Raw genomic sequence first — 20254 nt, 5'->3', positions numbered from 1 at the left:
CCATGAGCGTTGCGCTGCGTACCCGAGAGCGTCAGCCCGCGGCCACACACTCCTGGCCTCCGGGTCGACCGCCGTTCACCCGGCGGGCGGTCCGGCTCCCTGTCACCCCGGGAAGGGGGAGGGCGGCGTTCACATGGCTTCGGGACCGATCCGGCTGCGTACCGCGGTCTGGACCTCCGCCTCCTCGGCGGGGTCGGAGGCGAGCCGGCGCAGTTGCTCGACGACGCGGGTGTCTCCGGTCTCGGCGTGCCGGGCGGCGAGCTCCCGGGTGGTCTCCTCGCAGTCCCAGAGGCATTCGACGCCGAAACCGGAGGGGAAGGAGGGGTCGGTGGCGGCGAGCGCACGGGCGGCCCTGCCCCGCAGATGGGACGAGCCGGTCTCGCGGTAGACATGGCGCAAAACCGGTGCGGCACAGCCGATGCCGAGCCGTCCCGCGCCGTCCACGAGGGTCCACAGGGTCGGCGCGTCGGGCCCTTCGCCCCGCACGGCCTCCCGGATCGCGCCGAGGACCAGGTCGCTGTCCTTGGCGCCGCCCCGGCAGGCGAGTACGCGTCCGGCGGCGGCTCCCAGCGGATCGGGGCGGCGTGCCCAGCTTCGCGCCCGGTCGACGGCGGCCACACTGCGCATCCGTTCGAAGGCCTCGACGGCCGCCTCCACGACGGGCGGCGTGCCGGTGACCACGGCCGCCTCGATCAGCTCGAGCGCCTCGGGATCGTTACTGTCGGCGAGATAGCGCAGCGCGGTGCAGCGGGCACCTTCGGTACCGTCCTGGGCGGCGCGGACGATCTCGGGCCGGTCCTCGGGGCCGGCGACCGCCGTGAGACAGCGGGCGGCCGGGACGTGCAGCGCGGCGCCGCGTTCGACGCCGTGCTGAGCCCACTCGAACACGGCCTGCACGCTCCACCCCGGGCGTGGCCCGGCCGGCCGCATCTGCCGCTGCCAGCGGTCGAAGCAGCCCGTCTCCTGGGCGGCACGCACGCGCGCGCCGATCGTCGCGCGCGGGTCATCGGCCCACAGCCGCCAGGGCCGCGGCTCGAAGGCGTCGCGCACGGCGGCGGCCAGCTCGGCCTCGCCCTCGGCGTCCGCCGGGAAGCGGGCCAGCACCGGCACGGCCAGGGTGCGCAGCCCGGCGTCGTCGTCGCGCAGGGCCAGTTCGTCCAGGGCCCAGGCCCAGTTGGACCCCTGGGCGGCGTACCTGCGCAGCAGGGCGAGCGCGTCGTGCCTGCCGTAGGACGCGAGGTGGCCGAGGACGGAGAGGGCGAGTCCGGTGCGGGACTCGTCGTCGTCGACGACGTCCTCGGGGTCGAAGAGGTGCGCCTCGATCGCGTCCAGGTCGCCGTTCAGGTCGAGGTAGAGGCGGGCGTAGTACAGCGAGCGGTTCTCCACCTGCCAGTCGCGGCGGGGGTCGCGCAGCACACAGTGGTTCAGCGCCGCGAGCGCCTCGGGACGGGGGGCGGTGAGCGCGTGCAGCGTGCCGTCGCCGCGGCCCCGCTGCAGCAGGCCGAGCAGCGTACCGCTGGGCGCTATGACCGGATCGAACATGGGAAACAGCCTCACATCAAGCGTCGACGCAACCGGGAAACGTGCTCTACCTGGCCGCGTGACAACACGTCGGGGCGCCCGCCGTCTTCTGCTTGCTGTAGACCATCTTCCTCTGCCTCTCGTCGGTGGCCCATGCGGGCCGCGTCACGGCCCGCGCGGTGCGGCTTCGCCTGCCCAGCCCTCACGTCCGTGAACCACGACGTCATGATGACCCGGCGCTTCTCGATGCCGCGACCGATATTTCCGGCGGCCAGGTACCGCCTCCCCCGATTTCCGTGTCCTGCCCGGCCAGGAGGCCTGTCCTGCCTGGCCGGGGTGGTGTCTCAGCGTGCGCCGAACAGTTCCAGCAGCTCCGCCTTGCCGAACATCCGGGCGGTGTCGACGGCCGACGGGGTGCCCGCGGCCGGATCGGCGCCGCCTTCCAGCAGGGCTTCGATCACTTCCTGCTCGCCCTTGAAGACCGCCCCGGCGAGGGGCGTCTGACCCCGGTCGTTGACGCGGTCCGCCTCGGCGCCGCGGGCGAGCAGCTCGCGCACCGTCCCGGCGTGCCCGTGATAGGCGGCGAGCATGACGAGGGAGTCGCCGCGGTCGTTGGTGAGGTTGACCGGAACGCCCGCGTCGACGTACGCCACGAGCGCCTCGGTCCGCCCCTGCCGGGCCAGATCGAAGATCTTGGTCGCGAGCTCCACGACCTCGGGGTCGGGGGCTTCGGTCATCGGCCGGACCGCCTCTCACTACGTTCGCGTACGAACTACAGCTAACCGCACTGCTGGGCCCTATGGGTGAATCGCCAGCGTACTGGCTGTGCGGGGACATGACGGGCCATGCCCGAGGCAAAGATCACCAATGCACCCGCCGGGCGCAAGCTCCCAGCACCCCCGGACCGTCCCAGCTGCGCCGTACGGACGATATCGACCATATTTCACCCAGTTGCACCTTTTATCGTATAGATACATCCTGTGAACAGGGAAGTACTCATGGTGACTGTCCCCCTCGACACCAGGAGACCTCATGATTCTGTCCATCTCAGGCGTCGTCCTGCTCGGCATCGTCGTCTTCATCTTCTTCCGCAAGGACGGACTCAAGGCGTCCCACGCCTGCATCGCGGCCCTGTTCGGCTTCTACCTCGCGAGCACGGCCATCGCCCCGAGCATCAAGGCGGGCGGCGAGAGCCTGGCGGGTCTCCTGGGCGGCATCAAGTTCTGACCCCCGGGCCGTCCGGACCCACCACCCCGCCCGCACGCACCTCCAGGAGACAGCAGTGGCCCGGCGCCCTCTTCCCCGCATTCTGAGCAACGGCGGCGCGCAGCTGGCCCGGACCCGGGAGCTGGCCCGGACGGCGGCCGACAGCGCCACCGACGTCCTCCACCCGCTGATCACCATCACCCGGGGGCTGCGCCGGCTGGCGGCGGCCGGGCGGCGCAAGTGGGCCGAGACGCCCAAGGACAAGCGTGGCCATCTGCTGTTCCTGGTGGCCTCGGTGGTCCTCGCCGTCGCGCTCGCGCCGTACGGGCCGCTGCTCGCCGCCGTCGCCCTGATGGCGGCGGCAGCCTGGCAGGGCCGCGACCGCACGCCCCCGGCCTCCGAGGGGCCGGACGAGGCCCAGACGCAGCGCCTGCAGTCGCTGTACGAGGCACTGGTCCCGTTCTTCTCCGTCGCCGAGGACCCGGCACCCCTGTACGCCCACGGCGGGGACTGGGAGAAGACCTTCCCGGAGTACGAGTTCGACGGCGCCGGCCGGATCTCACACCTGGTGGTCGGATACCCGGCGTACTTTCCGGACAGCGAGCCGGAGGCACGCGCGCGTGTCGAGCATCTTCTGACGGCCAAGGCGGGCCGTGACCGCGAGTACCACTTCATGTGGGACGAGGAGGGCAACCAGCTCACGGTCACGGTCCTCGCGCCGCTGCCCACCGACATCGCCGCCCAGCGATTCGTGACGGCACCCGGCGAGACGGTCCTCGGCTTCACCGACGCGAGCGAGGTCCAGCGCACGCTGCCGCTGGTCCACGGCGAGGAACGGCGCGACATGCCACCCGTGGTGTGGCGCACCGGGATCCGCTCCACCGAACCCCACCTGCTGGTCACCGGCCAGCCGGGCAGCGGCACCTCCACCCTGCTGCGCTCCGTGGCGCTCCAGGCCCTGCAGTACGGCGACGTCCTCGTCGTCGAGGGCGGCGGCACCGGTGAGTACGCCTGCCTGATCGGCCGGGACGGGGTCCTCGCCGTCGAGTGCGCGCTGACCGGGGCACTGGCGAGTCTGGAGTGGGCCGCGACCGAGACCGAACGCCGGCTGATCGCCGTCAACCGCGCGCGTCAGGCGGGCCACCCGGCGCCGGACGACACGAAGCGGCCGCTGTGGATCCTGCTGGACCGCCCGGCGGCGCTCGCCCTCGTGGCCGCCGCCGACGGCCACAAGGACCCCCAGTCGTTGCTCCAGGTACCGCTCCGGCACGGCCGCGCCGCCAACGTCACCGTGGTCGTCGCCGAACAGTTCGACAGCCTGGACGCCCTGAGCGACCCGGTGCGCCGGCACACCCGCGCGCGGGTGGTCCTCGGCCCCACCACCAGGGAGCAGCTCACGACGATCCTGGGCGCGCCCCCGCACACCACCCCGGTCGCGCACGTCCCCGCCGGCCGCGGCTACGCCCGCCTGGGGACGGGCCCGGTCCTGCGCCTTCAGGTCCCGGCCACCCCGGACCCGTACGACGACGCGACGAGCGACGCGCACCGCCAGGCGGTGCTGGACCTGCTTCCGCCCCGCACGAGTCCGGCGGACGCGAAGCCGGACCCGGTCCCGGCGGCACCCGAGCCCGAGCCGGTACCGGCGGAGGCGGCGGCAGTGGCGGAGAGCTCCTGAACCCGGCGCCGGAGCCACGGAGGAAGCACGTCGGCGGCCCGCACTCACTCGCACGCAGCGCTCGAACACACCGCACGGCCCGCACCCGCACGCAGCCCCCGACCTCACCGCACAGCCCGCACCCGCACGCAGCCCCCGACCTCACCGCACAGCCCGCACCCGCACGCAGCCCCCGACCTCACCGCACAGCCCGCACCCGCACGCAGCCCCCGACCTCACCGCACAGCCCGCACGGACCACACCCACACACGCGCGGCCACCGGCCACACTCCCCGGCCCGCCTGCCCGGCCAACGGGCGCCCGGCCTACGCCACGAACGTCCGCGGCGCCTCCGCCCCGACGGTCCCGCCGCTGCGTACCAGCCGTGCCGCCGCGGCCAGTCGTACCGCCGCCTCCTCCGCCACCGCGCCGCCCACGGTGAAGGGCAGCCGCACATAGCCCTCGAAGGCGCCGTCGACGCCGAAGCGCGGGCCGGACGGCACCCGTACACCGACCCGCTCCCCCGCCTCCGCGAGGCGCGAACCCGACAGTCCACCGGTCCGTACCCACAGCGTGAGCCCGCCCCGCGGCACCTCGAACTCCCAGTCGGGCAGTTCCCGGCGCACCGCGGTCACCAGCGCGTCCCGGTTGTCCCGCGCCTGCCCGCGCCGCAGTTCCACGGCCTGCTCCCAGCCGCCGGTGCCGAACAGCCAGTGCACGGCGAGCTGTTCCAGCACCGGGGTGCCCAGATCGGCGTACGCGCGTGCGGCGACCAGGCTGCGGATGACGTCGGGCGCGGCCCGCACCCAGCCGATGCGCATCCCGGCCCAGAAGGCCTTGCTGGCGGAGCCGACCGTGATGACGGTGGACCCGGCCGGGTCGAAGGCGCACACCGGGCGGGGCATCTCCACGTCGGGCTCCACCCACAGCTCGTTCATCGTCTCGTCGGCGACGATGACGGTGCCCGCCGACCTGGACGCCTCCACCAGGTGCCGGCGCTGGTCCTCGTCGACGAGCGCGCCGGTCGGGTTGTGGAAGTCGGCGACGACGTAGGCGATACGCGGCGCGGCGTCCCGCAGGACCTGCCGCCAGCGGTCCATGTCCCACCCGCCGAGCCCCTCGGCCATCGCCACGGGCACCAGCCGGGCACCCGCCTCCCGCATCAGCTGCAGGATGTTGGCGTACGACGGCGACTCGACCGCGACGCGCTCGCCCCGGCCCGCGAAGAGATGGCAGATGGCGTCGATGGCGCCCATCGCACCGGTCGTCACCATGATCTGCTCCGGCATGGTGGGGATCCCGCGCGCGGTGTAGCGCTCGGCGAGCATCGAGCGCAGCGCGGGCAGCCCTGCCGGATAGTCGCCGTGCGTGTGCGCGTACGGCTGGAGCTCCCCCAGGGCGCCCTGGACGGCGCGGGTCAGCCAGGGTTCGGGTGCGGGCAGCGCCGCGCAGCCGAGGTCGATCATCGAGCCGAGAGCCTCCGGCGGCAGCGGCTCCAGCCCGCGCGCGGGGAGCGGGTTCCCGGCCGGGACGGCGGTCCAGCTCCCCGCGCCGCGCCGGGACTCGAGGAACCCTTCGGCACGAAGCGCCTCGTAGGCGGCGGCGACCGTCGTGCGGCTGACGGACAGGGCGAGGGCGAGCTCCCGTTCGGCGGGCAGCCGCGCCGCCACCGGCACCCGCCCTTCCAGCACCAGCAGCCTGATGCCGTCGGCGAGCGCGCGATAGGCGGGCGGCCGGCGCGAACCCGGGCCCGCGGGACGGTCCTGCTGCGACCGGAGCTGCCGGGCCAGCTGCGCCGCACCCACCGCCGAGGTCCACTGCCCCATGACGATCAGTCCACCTTCCCCGAATTGGCCCCGAGTGGCATTGTTCTCCCAGCCACAGGGTGCCACGTGCCAGGCCACCGGCACCAGCGGGGGTAATCCCACCTTGGCCGGCGCCGACGTTTCCGCCGCCCCCTCGGCATCCGACGGCAGCACCGGCGTTGCCACCGGTCAACCCCGGCGCGCCATACTGCGTCCGTGAGCACGCGCATACGGCATCCCTACCTCGACCACCCCGGCCCGATCGCCTTCGCCCACCGGGGCGGCGCCGCGGACGGCCTCGAGAACACCTCGCTGCAGTTCCGGCGCGCGGTGGAGATGGGCTACCGGTACATCGAGACCGACGTCCACGTCACGCGGGACGGGCGGATCGTCGCGTTCCACGACGCGACGCTGGACCGGGTGACCGACGGGGCCGGCCGGATCGCCGACCTGCCCTGGGACGACGTGCGCCAGGCACGGGTCGCGGGCAGCGAGCCGGTGCCGCTCTTCGAGGAGCTGCTGGAGACCTTCCCCGACGTGCGCTGGAACGTCGACCTGAAGGCCGAGTCGGCCCTCCACCCCTTCCTGGAGCTGATCGGCCGCACCGACGCCTGGGACCGGATCTGCGTCGGCTCGTTCTCCGAGGCCCGCGTCGTGCGCGCCCAGCGCCAGGCCGGGCCGCGCCTGGCGACGTCGTACGGCACCCGTGGGGTGCTCAACCTGCGACTGCGCTCCTGGGGCGTGCCGGCCATGGTGCGCCGCTCCGCCGTCGCCGCGCAGGTTCCCGAGACGCAGTCGGGCATCCAGGTCGTGGACCACCGGTTCGTGCGCGCCGCCCACGCGCGCGGGCTGCAGGTGCATGTGTGGACCATCAACGACGCGGAGCGGATGCACCGGCTCCTGGACCTCGGCGTCGATGGCATCATGACCGATCACATCGGCACCTTGCGCAAGGTCATGGAGGACCGGGGCGTCTGGGTCTGACGCCCCGGGCGGCGCACGCGCACGGGCACTTCACGGGGAAGCGAGGGCACGGGTGGGCACCGACACCGTGCGGACACCGGCGGCCGACGACGCGGCCGGACGACGGCGCGAGCAGCGGGGCTGGTACTTCTACGACTGGGCGTGCTCCGTCTACTCGACGAGCGTGCTCACCGTCTTCCTGGGCCCCTATCTGACGTCGGTGGCCGAGTCGGCCGCGGACGCTGACGGCTTCGTGCACCCGCTGGGCATCCCGGTCCGCGCCGGTTCCTTCTTCGCCTACTCGGTGTCCCTGTCGGTGATCGTCGCCGTGCTGGTCATGCCCCTGGTGGGCGCCGCCGCCGACCGCACCGGCCGCAAGAAGCCCCTGCTGGGCGCCGCCGCCTACCTCGGCGCCGCGGCCACCGCGGGCATGTTCCTGCTGGACGGCGACCGGTACCTGCTCGGCGGCGTCCTGCTGATCGTCGCGAACGCCGCCCAGTCCGTGGCGATGATGCTCTACAACTCCTATCTGCCGCAGATCGCCCCACCCGAGGAGCGCGACGCGGTCTCCTCGCGCGGGTGGGCCTTCGGGTACGCGGCGGGCGCGCTGGTCCTGGTCGTCAACCTGGTCCTCTACCTCGCCCACGACAGCTTCGGCCTCACCGAGGGCATGGCCGTGCGCGTCTGCCTGGCCTCGGCCGGCCTGTGGTGGGGCGCCTTCGCTCTGATTCCGCTGCGGCGCCTGCGCGACCGCCGCTCCCCCGCGCGCGACAGGGCGGTCACCGGGTGGCGGCAGCTCGCGGCGACGGTCCGCGACATGCGCCGCCATCCGCTCACCCTGTCCTTCCTGCTGGCGTACCTCGTCTACAACGACGGCATCCAGACAGTGATCACTCAGGCCTCGGTGTACGGCTCCAAGGAGCTGGGTCTGGAGCAGTCGACACTGATCGGCGCGGTCCTGCTGGTCCAGGTCCTCGCTGTGTTCGGCGCGCTGGCACTGGGCCGGCTCGCCCGGCGGTACGGCGCGAAGCGCACGATCCTCGGCTCACTGGTCGCCTGGACGGTGATCCTGGCCGCCGGGTACTTCCTGCCCGCCGGCGCGCCGGTGTGGTTCTTCGTCCTCGCCGCCGGCATCGGCCTCGTCCTCGGCGGCAGCCAGGCCCTTTCCCGCTCGCTCTTCTCCCACCTGGTCCCGCCGGGCAAGGAGGCCGAGTACTTCTCGGCGTACGAACTGAGCGACCGTGGGATGAGCTGGCTGGGCCCGTTGCTGTTCGGTCTGACCTATCAGCTGACCGGGAGCTACCGCGACGCCATCATCTCGCTGGTGGCGTTCTTCGTGATCGGCTTCGTGTTGCTGGCGCGAGTCCCGGTACGGCGTGCCGTCGCCGATGCCGGGAACCCGGTCCCCGAACGGATTTAGCACTCAGGGCGAAAGGGCTGTAGTGTACGCGTTTGGCCTGCCAGGCGTACCGTTACTGCGCGTCAAAGATGCCGAAACGCTGGGTGACATCTGCTATCAGATGTGACAAACCGGGCGCTGGTGGGTACAACATGGGCGGCTACGACGGCGACGCATGACCCGGAACGGGCTTCCGAACGGGAATCTTTACCGCCGACCGGACGTTGACCGGATGACGACGACAGCGACACCTGTCCTGTGGGCGACAAGCCCGGGAGGCACGATTCATGAGTGAGCGAGCTCTTCGCGGCACGCGCCTCGTGGTGACCAGCTACGAGACGGACCGCGGCATCGACCTGGCTCCGCGCCAGGCCGTGGAGTACGCATGCGAGAAGGGGCACCGGTTCGAGATGCCCTTCTCGGTCGAGGCGGAGATCCCGCCGGAGTGGGAGTGCAAGGTCTGCGGGGCCCAGGCACTCCTCGTGGATGGCGACGGCCCGGAGGAGAAGAAGGCCAAGCCGGCGCGTACGCATTGGGACATGCTGATGGAGCGGCGCACACGTGAGGAGCTCGAAGAGGTCCTCGAAGAGCGTCTCGCCGTTCTGCGCTCCGGCGCCATGAACATCGCGGTGCACCCCCGAGACAGCCGCAAGTCCGCGTAGTTCCCGCGCGGCCTCGGCGGGGTTTTCCAACGCGCCCCAAATCGACCGCGGGCGCCGTACGTGAGTGTGCGTACGGCGCCCGCGGTCGTTCTCGCTTCCGGCAGGTGCCCTCGGCATCGGTGGTGACTCCGGGTGCCCCGGGCATCGGTGGTGACCGAGGGGCCCTGCGGCCATGGGTGGCGGTCGCATGCCCGCGGCCGTCCGTGAGCGCAGGTGCCCGTGGGCTCCGGTGCGTCCGCAGGTGGAGCGGAGTCGCGCCGGAATCGCCCGGTCGGCCGGATCCAGGCGCTCTTGCCGGCCGACGCGATCGCGGTCGACGGGTTCACCCGGAGCGTTCCGGCCGAAACGCGCCGGACCTCGGCCGGTGTCGCCACCGGCGTTGCCGGTTGTCAGCGGTTCAGCGGCGGGCGCGGCTCCTGGGAAGCGTCGCCCGGCTCCTCCCTGATGACCTCACCCTGCACGACCTTGCCGTCCGGGCGGTGAATGCGGGCCTGCCGAAAGGCGTCGCCGAAGCTGCCGGGGGTCGCGCCCCGGAGCTTGCGGTCCACGGTGCGCTCGGCGTAGCGGCCTACAGCCTTCTGGACCGGCGGAAGCAGCAGGAGCAGCCCGGCCGCGTCCGAGATCAGGCCCGGCAGCATCAGCAGCAGGCCGCCCAGCATCATCAGGCCGCTGCCGCCACCGCTCGACGGCGGCACACCGCGCTGCAGCGCCTCGTTCAGGTTCTGGAAGGCGCGCCGTCCCGCCCGCTTGATGACCACGCCGCCCAGCACCAACCCGGCGACCAGCAGCAGGAACACCGTGAACCCGCTCGCCGCGCCCGCGACCACGGTCAGCAGCCAGATCTCCAGCACCAGCCACGCGGCGATGCCCAGCGGCAGAAACGTACGCAGCCGCGACCGCCGGGGCCGTGCCGAGTGAGGAGGGTTCGTTGCGCCAGTCGTCATGTCCCCAGTGTGCCTGGCCCCCGTTCAGCGCGGGATAAGCGGCGGCCGGCAACCGCGCTAGGACCCGGACGGTCCTGGCCCGCCCTTGCCCATGAGCTTGGTGACGCGCTCGCCCACACCCCACGTCGTGACCCGCCACAGCGCCTCGACCAGGATGTCGCGGCTCATCTTGGAGTCGCCGAGTTCGCGTTCCACGAAGGTGATGGGGACCTCGACGACGTGGTACCCGGCCTTGACCGCGCGGCGGGCGAGGTCGACCTGGAAGCAGTAGCCCTGCGAGGCGACGTCTGCGAGGCCCAGCCCTTCCAGGGTCTCGCGGCGGAAGGCGCGGTAGCCGCCGGTCACGTCCCGGATCGGGACGTCCAGCAGCACCCGCGAGTACAGGCTGCCGCCACGGGAGATGAACTCCCGCGACCTGGGCCAGTTGACGACCCTGCCGCCGGGCACCCAGCGGGAGCCGAGCACCAGGTCGGCGCCCTTGAGCGCGGTCAGCAGCCGGGGCAGTTCCTCGGGCTGGTGGGAGCCGTCGGCGTCCATCTCGATCAGTACGCCGAAGTCGTGCTCCATGCCCCAGCGGAAGCCCGCGAGGTAGGCGGCCCCGAGGCCCTCCTTGCCCTTGCGGTGCAGCACATGGACCTGCTCGTCACCGGTGGCCAGCTCGTCAGCGATCTTGCCGGTGCCGTCGGGGCTGTTGTCGTCGGCCACGAGCACGTGGGCCTCGGGAACCGCCTGACGCACCCGGCCGACGATGGCCTTGATGTTCTCGGCCTCGTTGTAGGTCGGAATGATCACCAAGGCCGTGCCGAGCGGGCCGAAGCGCCTCCCCCGGGCCTCTGCCGCGCGGTTCCCCTCGCCGTCGTTCACTGCTGCCCCTTCAAGTCAGTCCGCAGAGGTCCACCATAGTGGCCGCCGCCTGCACCGACGCGATAGGACGGTCGTATGGTGGTGTCGGTTCCGCCGGCATGGGGTAGGGATGGCTTTTCGGCCCCGGTGCGCAGCCGCCGCGGCCGAGAGGCGAGGGGCGGGTGTGGGTCGGATGCCTGCGGATGGGGGCCCGGCGCCCTTCGGGCCGACCTGGGACCCGCTGGCTGCGGATCGACCTGAAGCCGTTGTCTACTGAGCGCCCGGGCCCCATCCGGGTCACACCGTGCCGACCTGGCCGGAACGTTCCCCCGCCGTGGCGCGGTCGCTGTGCCTGGCTCCCAGTGACGGTGCCCCGGTGCGGTACCCCGTCCCTGACCCAGCGGCGCCGCGACGAGTGTGCGGACGAAGCCCGGTCGGGCGTCCCGTGGTGGACTCGGCCGAACCTACCCGCCCCGGGCCGCCGCCTGTCAATAGCCGCATGACCTGCGAGTCTTCGCGCCGAGCACGGGTCGGCCCGCTGGATACGCAGGTCGTGAGACACGGCTCGGTGCGCCGATCTCCGTCGCGCCACCCCGGGAGATCACTCGCTCGGCCCCACGAACACGGTCCGGCCCCCCACGACGGTTCGCAGGCAGATGGGCAGGCCGGAGCCGGGGCTCAGGTCGGGCAGCCCGGGCGTGCCGGAGCGCGGGTCGGTCGACCAGCGGGCGACGCGGTCGTCGGGCGCCTGCACGAGGAGCTCCCCGGTGCGCCACACGGCGTAGTCCGCGGGCGCGCCCGGCACGAGGACGCCGGCGTCGTCCCGTCCGATCGCCCGCCAGCCGCCCCGCGTGTGCGCCGTGAAGGCGGCGCGGACGGAGACCCGGTGCTCGGGCGTGCGGTGGAAGGCCGCGGCGCGGACCGTGCCCCACGGGTCCAGGGGCGTGACCGGGCTGTCGGAGCCGAGCGCCAGCGGGACACCCGCGCGCAGCAGCGCCGCGAAGGGGTTGAGCAGGCGGGCGCGTTCCGCTCCCAGGCGCTGGGCGTACATGCCGTCCGTGCCGCCCCACAGCGCGTCGAAGGCGGGCTGGACGGAGGCGGTGAGGCCGAGTTCGGCGAAGGCGGCGACGGTGTCGGGGGTGAGCATCTCGGCGTGTTCGACGCGGTGGCGGGCGGCGCGGATCCGGGCGAGGCCGAGCTTCTCGGCGGCGGCGCGCACGCCCTCGACGACGGTGGTCACGGCGGCGTCGCCGATGGCGTGGAAGCCCGCCTGGAGGCCGGCCTCGGTGCAGGCGACCACGTGCGCGGTGACGGCGTCGGCGTCCAGGTAGGCGGTGCCGGTGTGGCCCGCGTCGGCGTACGGCTCGTGCAGGCGGGCGGTGTGCGAGCCGAGGGCGCCGTCGACGAACAGGTCCCCGGCCGCGCCCAGCGCGCCCAGCTCGCGCGCCTTGTCCACGTCGCGCTCGGCCCAGTAGCCGACGACGCGCGGTCCCGGCTCCTCGGCGGCGAGCCGCAGCAGGTCGGTGAAGTCGTCCTCGCAGGAGATGTCCGGTCCGGCGCACTCGTGGACCGAGCCGATGCCGAGGGAGGCGGCGTGCGCGAGGGCGGCGCGCTGGGCCTCGGAGCGCTGGGCGGGCGTCACGGCCGCGAACGCGGCGGCGCGTACGGCGTGATGGGCGTCGCGGGTGAGGGGGGCGTCGTCCTGCCGGCCCAGTCGGGGCACCAGGTCGAGCAGGGCCGTGCTGACGACGGCCGAGTGGACGTCGATGCGGCTGAGGTACACAGGGCGGTTGCCGGTGGCCGCGTCGAGTTCGGCGCGCGTCGGCGGGCGGCCCCCGGGCCAGCGTGCGGCGTCCCAGCCGTGGCCGAGCAGAACGCGGTCGTGGGGGCGGCCGGCGGCGAAGTCCCGCACCCGGGTCAGTGCCTCGTCCAGGGAGCCGGCGCCGGACAGATCGAGGCCGGTCAGGGCCAGGCCCGTGGAGGTGGTGTGCACATGGGCGTCGGTGAACGCCGGGGTGACCAGGGCGCCGTCCAGGTCGACCACCTCGTCCACGCCGTCCGCGAAGGCGTCGGCTGCGCCCTCGGAGCCGACCCACGCGACCTGGCCGCGCTGGACGACCATCGCGGTCGCGAACGGATCGGCTGGACTGTGGACCTCTCCGCGACGGAGCAGGACGGTCCGGGCCGGGGCGGTGCGTTCACTCATGACAGACAGTCTCTCGCCTCACGCGAGGCCCGGTGCACGCGGGTGCCCCGCGTTCACCGGAGGCGAGACGGGTGCGGCCGGCTCAGATGCGCGGCGGCCGCGCCTCGTACGGCGTGGACAGAACGACGGTCGTCCGCGTCGAGACCCCCGCGAGCGACCGCACCCGCGCCAGCAGTTCCTCGAGCTCGTGCGGTGTGGCGACCCGCACCTTGAGGATGTAGTTCTCGTCGCCGGCGACACTGTGGCAGGCCTCGATCTCGGGCACATCGGCGAGCCGGTCCGCGATGTCGTCGGGGGCGCTGGGATCGAACGGCTTCACCGAGATGAAGGCGGTCATCGGCAGCCCGACCGCCTCCGGGTCGACGACCGCGGCGTACCCGCGGATGACCCCGCGCTGCTCCAGCCGGCGCACCCGCTGGTGCACGGCCGACGTGGACAGCCCGGTGGCCTTGCCCAGGTCGGTGTAACTCATCCGCCCGTCCTTGACGAGCAGCTGCACGATCTGTCGGTCCAGCTCCTCCATGGCGCAAGAACCTACAGTGCGGCTGACCTCAGGGGATACCTCAGCGGCGCAGGTCATACCCGGGTCGTGACGTCTGCGGGGCCGGCCCGTGAGCCACTGGGGGGACAAATGCGCCACGCGCGGCATCTGCGAGCGGCATGTGACGAACGCCACAGGCTTCGAACAGCCTCCGTAATGAAGTCGTGATTACCCCCGAGAGCGGCTGGGAAGTGCTTGCTGTGGTCGAGGCCGCAGTGCCTTCACGGCCCAGCCCGAGGGGGAGAATCCCATGCAGAGTCTTAAGCGCCCTGGTCGTACCGCGCCCAAGCGTCAGCAGCCGGTCGTCGAGCCCGCGCCGGAGGGTGTCGAACCCGACGCCTTCGGTGCCGAGGAAGTGGACGAACTGGACGCGTACGACACCTTCGAGATGTACCGGGTGATCTGCCCGGACTGCGCACAGCCGATCGCCCTGCTCGCGGACGAGGACATCCTCCCCGAGCACGCGTTGTGCGCCTCACCGTGGAACCCGTTCGGGCTCACGGTCTGCGCCGGAACGGGCCGCCGCGCCGACGACGCGCGCCCCGCGGACGAGTCCGTCGAGCCCCAAGAGCAGGACACCGCCCTGCTGCTGACGCTCCCTCAGGGACTGGACTGGCGCACGCAGCCCTTCTCCCATGTCGGCGGCCCGGGCTCGCGCCCCATGCGGATCCCCGTCATGCGGCGTCACGCCGCCTGAGCCACCGCGCCGGGTCTCAACCCCAGTAGCTGCCCTGCACCATGGCCCGCAGGCTGCCGTGGTGCAGGATCAGTGTGTCCGGGTCCGCCGGGGCGGTGGGCGCCTGGTGCACCGGGTAGTCGTCGAGCGGTACCGGAGGATCGTCGGCCACGGCAAACCTCCCTGGGCACAGTGCTGTTGACGGTACGTCAGGGAATCACCGGCGGCCGGACACGGGACAGGACGGGGCGGGGGCGGTTCACGGATGCCCTCGGGCGGAGGCTGAGCGACGCGGGCGGCCGGAACGACCGGAACGGGCGACGAACCCACGCTCGATTCCCCAGCCGGGTGACCTGTCCGCATACCGTCGCGTTGCCCGGGTATGACCCCGACCCCTACCACGTCCACGACCGGGAGTCAGTACCGCGCCTTCGCTCCCCGGTACGCAGAATCGCTTGCGCACGCCCCGCGCCCGGCGCAGACCCCCATCCCGCCACCGCCTCAGCCGCAGCCGCTCCCCGACCCGCCCATCTACCGCGACCTGATGCGCACCTGGGCCCACCGTGGCCGCACCCTGCCGGGGCACCACGACCCGGAGTGGATCCGGCTGGCGGCGCCCCTGGTCAGGACGGGTCAGTTCAGCGCGTCTCCGGACCCGCTAGATGACGGGCGATGACCATCCGCTGGATCTGATTGGTGCCCTCGACGATCTGGAGGACCTTCGCCTCGCGCATGTAGCGCTCGGCCGGGAAGTCGGCGGTGTATCCGTAGCCGCCCAGGATCTGGACGGCGTCCGTGGTGACCTTCATGGCGGTGTCGGTGCAGTGCAGCTTCGCCATGGCCGCCTGCCGGGCGAAGGGCCGGCCGGCGTCCCGCAGCCGTGCCGCCGCGAGGTACAGCGCGCGGCCCGCCTCGATCTGCGTCGCCATGTCGGCGAGCATGAAGCGCAGCCCCTGGAAGTCGGCGATCGGACGCCCGAACTGCCTGCGCCCTGTCGCGTACACGATCGCCTCGTCCAGTGCCGCCTGGGCGAGGCCGATCGCGCAGGCGGCGATCCCGAGCCGCCCCGAGTCGAGCGCGGACAGGGCGATGGCGAAGCCCTGCCCCGCCTCGCCGATCCGCCGGGAGTCGGGCACGCGCACCCCGTCGAAGTGCACCTGGGCGGTGGGCGAGCCCTTCATGCCCATCTTCTTCTCCGGTGCCGCGGCGCTCAGCCCCTCGGCGTCGCCGGGCACCAGGAAGGCGGTGATCCCGCGCGGGCCCTCCTCGCCGGTGCGGGCCATCACGGTGCAGAAGTCGGCGACGCCGCCGTGCGTGATCCACGCCTTGGTGCCGGTGATGACCCAGTCGTCGCCGTCCCTGACAGCTTTGGTCCGCAGGGAGGCCGCGTCGGAGCCGGAGGCCGGCTCGGACAGGCAGTACGCGCCGAGCAGGCCGCCGCCGAGGAGCGCGGGCAGGTGCTCGACCTGCTGCTCCTTGGTGCCGTAGGCGGCGAGGGCGTAGGAGGCGAGGGTGTGCACGCTGACGCCGAGGCCGACGGTCAGCCGGGCCATGGCGAGCTCTTCGAGCACCTGGAGGTAGACCTCGTAGGGCTGGTCACCGCCGCCGTACTCGGAGTCGTAGGGCAGGCCGAGCAGTCCTGACTGCGAGAGCAGGGTGAAGACGTCGCGCGGGAAACGTCCGGCTTCCTCCTCCTCGGCCGCGCGCGGGGCGATCTCGCGCTGCGCGATGTCGCGGACGAGCGAGATCAGATCCCGGGCCTCGTCCGTGGGCAGTAGCCGGTCCACCTGCTGCGGGGCGCGGTCGGGCATGGCGACGCTCTCCTCCCTTTCGGGCGCTGCGACGGACGTACGCCATGGGTGGGCGGCTCCGCCGGGTCTCACTGATGCGGCCGATGCTCGTGCTCCCGGGTCACGAAAGCTGCTGACCAGCGGCTGCGCGCTGTGAGTATGCCCGATCAGGGGCACCACGTCACCGGTTAACGACCGCTTACTTCAGGAATTCCCCGGAGCGGGAGATTGGTCCGCACCATTGACCCAACTGGTCTAGTCCTCCTACTGTGACGGATCACCAACGCCTCATCGCGTTCATGCCAATCGGCAGTCCCCCTCTCCCCCACGAGGAGACACCCGATGCACCTTCGCCTCAGCCACCGCGTCCGGTTCCGGGCGCTTGTCGCCGCCGCCTGTTCCGCCGCCCTCGGCGCCGGGCTCCTGACCGGTGCCGGCATCGCCACCGCCGCCCCGACCGGGGAGAAGGCCGCCGGCTCCAAAGTCGTCGGCTACTTCACCGAATGGGGCACCTACGACCGCAAGTACCTGGTCAAGAACATCGAGACCTCCGGCTCCGGCGCCAAACTCACCCACATCAACTACGCCTTCGGCAACGTCACCGGCGGCAAGTGCGCGATGGGTGACGCCTACGCCGCCACCGACCGCGCCCACACCGCCGCCGAGTCGGTGGACGGAGTCGCGGACACCTGGGACCAGCCGCTGCGCGGCAACTTCAACCAGTTGCGCAAGCTGAAGAAGAAGCACCCCGACCTCAAGATCCTCTGGTCGTTCGGCGGCTGGACCTGGTCGGCCGGTTTCGCCGAGGCCGCCCGCAACCCGGCCGCGTTCGCGCAGTCCTGCTACAACCTGGTCGAGAACTCCAGGTGGGCGGACGTCTTCGACGGCATCGACATCGACTGGGAGTACCCGAACGCCTGCGGCGCCACGTGCGACACCAGCGGCCGGGCGGCGTTCAAGAACCTGATGGCGGCCGTCCGGGCCAAGTTCGGTTCCGGCAACCTGGTCACCGCCGCGATCACCGCCGACGCCACCCCCGGCGGCAAGATCGACGCGGCGGACTACGCGGGGGCGGCCCAGTACGTCGACTGGTACAACCCGATGACGTACGACTTCTTCGGCGCCTGGGACGCGACGGGACCGACCGCCCCGCACTCGCCACTGACCTCGTACACCGGCATCCCGAAGCCGAACCTGCACAGCTCTGCGACCATCGCCAAGCTCAAGGGGCTCGGCATCCCGTCCTCCAAGCTGCTCCTCGGCATCGGCTTCTACGGGCGCGGCTGGACCGGCGTCACCCAGTCGGCACCCGGCGGCACGGCGACCGGACCGGCGGCGGGGACGTACGAGCCGGGTATCGAGGACTACAAGGTGCTGAGGACCAAGTGCCCGGCGAACGGCACCGTGGCCGGTACCGCGTACGCCAAGTGCGGCACCGACTGGTGGAGTTACGACACCCCGGCGACCATCGCGACCAAGATGACGTACAAGAACCAGCAGGGCCTGGGCGGCACCTTCTTCTGGGAGCTGAGCGGGGACACCGCGAACGGTGAGCTGATCAAGGCGATCAAGTAGCGGCGGACGCGAGGAGGGGCGGAAGTCCAGGTGGACCTCCGCCCCTCCCCATGTCCTACAGGTTCCGGCGGGCCGGCTCCGGGGCCGGGTACGACGGGTCCAGCTCCTCGATCGCGCGCATGGCGCCGCCCAGGGTCCTCACCAGCAGCTCGCGCATGATGTCGCGGGACAGCCCGGGGCGGTCGATCCAGTCGAGGGTGGCACCCTCGACCCCGCACACCCAGGTGAGCAGGCCCATCCGCGCGAGCGGGGCGATCTCCCCTCGCCCGTACGCCCCTTCCGCGATGGTCGCCACCATCGCCTCGCGCACCCCGTCCCGGATCGCGTGCACCTCGGTGTCGAAACCCACACCGCCGCTGACGATCGTGCGGTAGGCGGCATGGTTGTGTTCGGCGTAGCGGAGATAGCCGTCGATCGTGCGGTGCACCCGGTCCACGGCGGCCAGTTCCCGTCCGCCGGCCGCGAAGGTGACCAGGTCGGCCACCGAGTCCTGGACGATGGCCAGGTAGTAGCCCCGCTTGGACCGGAAGTAGTAGTAGATCAGCCCCTTGGCGACATGGGCCTGCCGGGCGATGTCGTCCATCGAGAGCGCGTCGTAGGACGTGTCAGCGAACAACCTCCGCCCGATGGCGATGAGTTCGGCGCGGCGTGCCGCCGAACGCTCGGTGCCGCGCGCCCGGGGCCGGGCGGCGTCGCGCTGTTGGCTGATATTCAATTTCGACCCCGGTTCCAACGGGCGGCGGGACATGCGCAGTATGGCAGGTCGGCCCCGCGGTCAGGTCACAGCAGTCCCACCTGCGTCAGGAGCATCGCGAGTACCACGACGAGGGTCCAGCCCATGACGTGTTCGACGATCTTCGGGCCGTCGTCCTTGGGGCCACCGGTACGGACGCGGGCGGCAGTGGCTGACTGTGCGGTCATGATCTCTCGCTGGTGTCGTGCGTACAGGGGACTCCCCCCCACCGATCTGTCCACCTTGCCACCTCCAGCGGCTTTTGCGACGGAGATGTTGGTCACAGACCGACGGCCCCCGGCGCGGAGCCGGGAGCCGTCGGAAGCCGGCCGGCGGCCGTCCGCCGCCGGATCTCAGCGCACGCCGACCGCCGCGAGCGCCAGCCGCTGGCGGACGGTCGGACGCGCCGGGAAGTACAGGTAGCAGACGCCGCCGGTGCCCGAGACGACGTTGCCGGAGGCGTTGTACCGCTTGGTGCGGAGCCAGATGTTCTCCCACTCACGCCGGTCGTAGACGCGCCGCACCGCCTGGTTGCCCGGCGACGCCGGGTCGTTCGCGATCACGTCGCCGCCGGCGGTGAAGCCGATCACGGTCATCAGATGGCCGGAGGTGCCGTAGCCCGCGCCGGTCAGCTCCTTCTCCAGGAACGACTGGGACGTTATGGCCGGGATGCCGGCCGCGATCAGCACCTCCAGGTCGGTGAGCGAGCCGAGCCGGGTGACCACGCCCTGAAGGCCCGGGAAGGTCGAGGCGTAGGCGGCGTTGAAAGGCCAGTTGCCGCAGCCGGCGTACTGGTAGTCGTAGGTGTACCGGGCCGCGTGGCACACCTGCGGGTCGGCGAAGTCCGGGTTCACCCAGGACAGCTGCTCCTCGCTGAGCCGGCCGCCCCAGTACTCGACGATCATCTGCGAGGAGGTGGGGCTGCACCAGGCCTCGCCGCCGTTGTCGTACTCCGGGTACTGCCCCTTGTGAATCTCCTGCGAGTACCGCGGCACGACCAGCTCCCTGGCCAGGCGAGGCTCGGACGCCGGGACCGTGAAGCGGTCCGGGACGTCGGAGCCCATCGCGCCGACCCGCCAGACCGTGGGGGTGAGCCGGGTGCCGGGCTTGCGGTAGAGCGTCAGGCGCAGCCGGTACGAGGCCAGGCGCAGGCCCGATGCCGGGTCGTCGACGGAGAAGGTGTCCGTCCAGACGGTGCTCCTGCCGTCGGTCTGGTCGTCCACCGAGGTGCGCCTGATGTCCTGGTCACCGGCCGCCCAGCGGCCCATGACGTACCAGGGCGTGTCCGTGCCGTCGGAGTAGGTGCCGCGCAGGTCCACCTGGATCCAGGTGCCGGCCGGCGTGTGCGCGTTCCAGGAGGCGATCACCTCCGTCGCGGGGACGGCGAGCCGGTGGACCGGGGAGGTCCAGGTCGCGTACTCCCAGGTGGAGGTCGTGCCGGTGTGCGGATCCGGGTAGCTGGTGGTGCCGGCCGGTGTGGCCACCACCACGCCCGGGCGGGTGCCGGCGACGGCACGGGCGCCGAGGACGGAGCCGTCGCGCCAGTCGGCGTACGTCGTCCAGAAGCGGTTCTCGACCGGGCGGGCCGGCGCCTTGGCGGGGTCGGCCGTCACCAGGTCCTCGGAAGGGGCGGAGGGGGCGGCCGTCGCGGGGCCCGCACCGCCTGCGACGGCGGCGGCGACCGCGGCGGCCAGGAGGGCTCTGCGGGACGGCTGTTCGGCTCTGCTCATGGGGGG

General features: G+C 72.4%; 19 protein-coding genes. 7 read left to right on the top strand and 12 right to left on the bottom strand.

Going from position 1 to position 20254, the window contains the following annotated elements; genetic code table 11:
• Positions 1-129 precede the first annotated feature (129 nt).
• Complete coding sequence (locus ACGF8A_RS01750; protein WP_393103101.1) at positions 130-1542, bottom strand: HEAT repeat domain-containing protein; 1413 nt, start codon at positions 1540-1542, stop codon at positions 130-132.
• Positions 1543-1865: 323 nt separating this feature from the next.
• The gene (locus ACGF8A_RS01745) at positions 1866-2258 is read right to left on the bottom strand and encodes an ankyrin repeat domain-containing protein (RefSeq protein WP_393103099.1); all 393 of its coding nucleotides are present in this window, start codon (positions 2256-2258) and stop codon (positions 1866-1868) included.
• 295 nt (positions 2259-2553) lie between these two features.
• On the opposite strand from ACGF8A_RS01745, the gene ACGF8A_RS01740 reads away from it, so the two are divergent.
• Both ACGF8A_RS01740 and ACGF8A_RS01735 read left to right on the top strand, forming a co-directional pair.
• On the top strand, positions 2554-2748 hold the full coding sequence (locus tag ACGF8A_RS01740; protein WP_393103097.1) for a hypothetical protein: 195 nt from the start codon (positions 2554-2556) through the stop codon (positions 2746-2748).
• Between the two features lie 55 nt (positions 2749-2803).
• Positions 2804-4402 (top strand): hypothetical protein, encoded by a 1599-nt coding sequence (locus ACGF8A_RS01735; RefSeq protein ID WP_393103095.1) that lies wholly within the window; start codon positions 2804-2806, stop codon positions 4400-4402.
• A gap of 305 nt (positions 4403-4707) precedes the next feature.
• On the opposite strand, the gene ACGF8A_RS01730 is transcribed toward ACGF8A_RS01735, so the two are convergent.
• Positions 4708-6207 (bottom strand): PLP-dependent aminotransferase family protein, encoded by a 1500-nt coding sequence (locus tag ACGF8A_RS01730; protein WP_393103093.1) that lies wholly within the window; start codon positions 6205-6207, stop codon positions 4708-4710.
• Positions 6208-6402: 195 nt separating this feature from the next.
• Here ACGF8A_RS01730 and ACGF8A_RS01725 point away from each other — a divergent pair, with 195 nt between their 5' ends.
• From ACGF8A_RS01725 to ACGF8A_RS01715, 3 genes are all read left to right on the top strand, one after another.
• Positions 6403-7170 carry a glycerophosphodiester phosphodiesterase gene (locus ACGF8A_RS01725; RefSeq protein ID WP_393103091.1) on the top strand — a complete coding sequence of 256 codons (768 nt, stop codon included), beginning with the start codon at positions 6403-6405 and terminating at the stop codon, positions 7168-7170.
• Between the two features lie 52 nt (positions 7171-7222).
• On the top strand, positions 7223-8569 hold the full coding sequence (locus ACGF8A_RS01720) for an MFS transporter (protein ID WP_393103089.1): 1347 nt from the start codon (positions 7223-7225) through the stop codon (positions 8567-8569).
• 266 nt (positions 8570-8835) lie between these two features.
• A complete protein-coding gene (locus tag ACGF8A_RS01715) occupies positions 8836-9210 on the top strand; it encodes an RNA polymerase-binding protein RbpA (RefSeq protein WP_003977404.1) in 375 nt (124 codons plus the stop codon).
• Between the two features lie 389 nt (positions 9211-9599).
• Here ACGF8A_RS01715 and fxsA read toward each other — a convergent pair whose 3' ends face one another.
• From fxsA to ACGF8A_RS01695, 4 genes are all read right to left on the bottom strand, one after another.
• On the bottom strand, positions 9600-10154 hold the full coding sequence (fxsA, locus tag ACGF8A_RS01710; RefSeq protein WP_393103087.1) for an FxsA family membrane protein: 555 nt from the start codon (positions 10152-10154) through the stop codon (positions 9600-9602).
• A gap of 57 nt (positions 10155-10211) precedes the next feature.
• The gene (locus ACGF8A_RS01705) at positions 10212-11018 is read right to left on the bottom strand and encodes a polyprenol monophosphomannose synthase (RefSeq protein ID WP_393103085.1); all 807 of its coding nucleotides are present in this window, start codon (positions 11016-11018) and stop codon (positions 10212-10214) included.
• A 580-nt stretch (positions 11019-11598) separates the two neighbouring features.
• Positions 11599-13203, bottom strand: coding sequence for an amidohydrolase (locus ACGF8A_RS01700; protein WP_393103083.1), 1605 nt, complete (start codon positions 13201-13203; stop codon positions 11599-11601).
• Positions 13204-13285: 82 nt separating this feature from the next.
• Positions 13286-13726, bottom strand: a complete 441-nt coding sequence (locus tag ACGF8A_RS01695) for an Lrp/AsnC family transcriptional regulator (protein WP_010046337.1) — start codon at positions 13724-13726, stop codon at positions 13286-13288.
• Positions 13727-13994: 268 nt separating this feature from the next.
• Between ACGF8A_RS01695 and ACGF8A_RS01690 the strand changes: the two genes are divergently transcribed.
• Entirely contained in the window at positions 13995-14441 is a 447-nt protein-coding gene (locus tag ACGF8A_RS01690; protein ID WP_393103080.1) for a hypothetical protein, read from the top strand.
• A gap of 16 nt (positions 14442-14457) precedes the next feature.
• Here the strand turns inward: ACGF8A_RS01690 and ACGF8A_RS01685 are convergent, their stop codons facing one another.
• Positions 14458-14592, bottom strand: coding sequence for a hypothetical protein (locus tag ACGF8A_RS01685; protein WP_393103183.1), 135 nt, complete (start codon positions 14590-14592; stop codon positions 14458-14460).
• A 466-nt stretch (positions 14593-15058) separates the two neighbouring features.
• Positions 15059-16231, bottom strand: coding sequence for an acyl-CoA dehydrogenase family protein (locus ACGF8A_RS01680; protein WP_393103079.1), 1173 nt, complete (start codon positions 16229-16231; stop codon positions 15059-15061).
• Between the two features lie 321 nt (positions 16232-16552).
• On the opposite strand from ACGF8A_RS01680, the gene ACGF8A_RS01675 reads away from it, so the two are divergent.
• A complete protein-coding gene (locus ACGF8A_RS01675; RefSeq protein WP_393103077.1) occupies positions 16553-17785 on the top strand; it encodes a glycoside hydrolase family 18 protein in 1233 nt (410 codons plus the stop codon).
• A gap of 55 nt (positions 17786-17840) precedes the next feature.
• Here the strand turns inward: ACGF8A_RS01675 and ACGF8A_RS01670 are convergent, their stop codons facing one another.
• The 3 genes from ACGF8A_RS01670 to ACGF8A_RS01660 all read right to left on the bottom strand — a co-directional run bounded on the left by ACGF8A_RS01670 (position 17841) and on the right by ACGF8A_RS01660 (position 20248).
• Positions 17841-18500 carry a TetR/AcrR family transcriptional regulator gene (locus ACGF8A_RS01670; RefSeq protein ID WP_393103075.1) on the bottom strand — a complete coding sequence of 220 codons (660 nt, stop codon included), beginning with the start codon at positions 18498-18500 and terminating at the stop codon, positions 17841-17843.
• 65 nt (positions 18501-18565) lie between these two features.
• Positions 18566-18706 (bottom strand): SCO1431 family membrane protein, encoded by a 141-nt coding sequence (locus ACGF8A_RS01665; protein WP_393103073.1) that lies wholly within the window; start codon positions 18704-18706, stop codon positions 18566-18568.
• 165 nt (positions 18707-18871) lie between these two features.
• On the bottom strand, positions 18872-20248 hold the full coding sequence (locus ACGF8A_RS01660) for a peptidase C39 family protein (RefSeq protein WP_393103071.1): 1377 nt from the start codon (positions 20246-20248) through the stop codon (positions 18872-18874).
• Positions 20249-20254 lie beyond the last annotated feature (6 nt).

It is taken from the genome of Streptomyces sp. NPDC047706, assembly GCF_043204795.1.
Classification (GTDB): domain Bacteria; phylum Actinomycetota; class Actinomycetes; order Streptomycetales; family Streptomycetaceae; genus Streptomyces.
The sequence above is the reverse complement of the archived record's forward strand: the minus strand, read 5'-3'. Positions and strand labels throughout refer to the sequence as shown.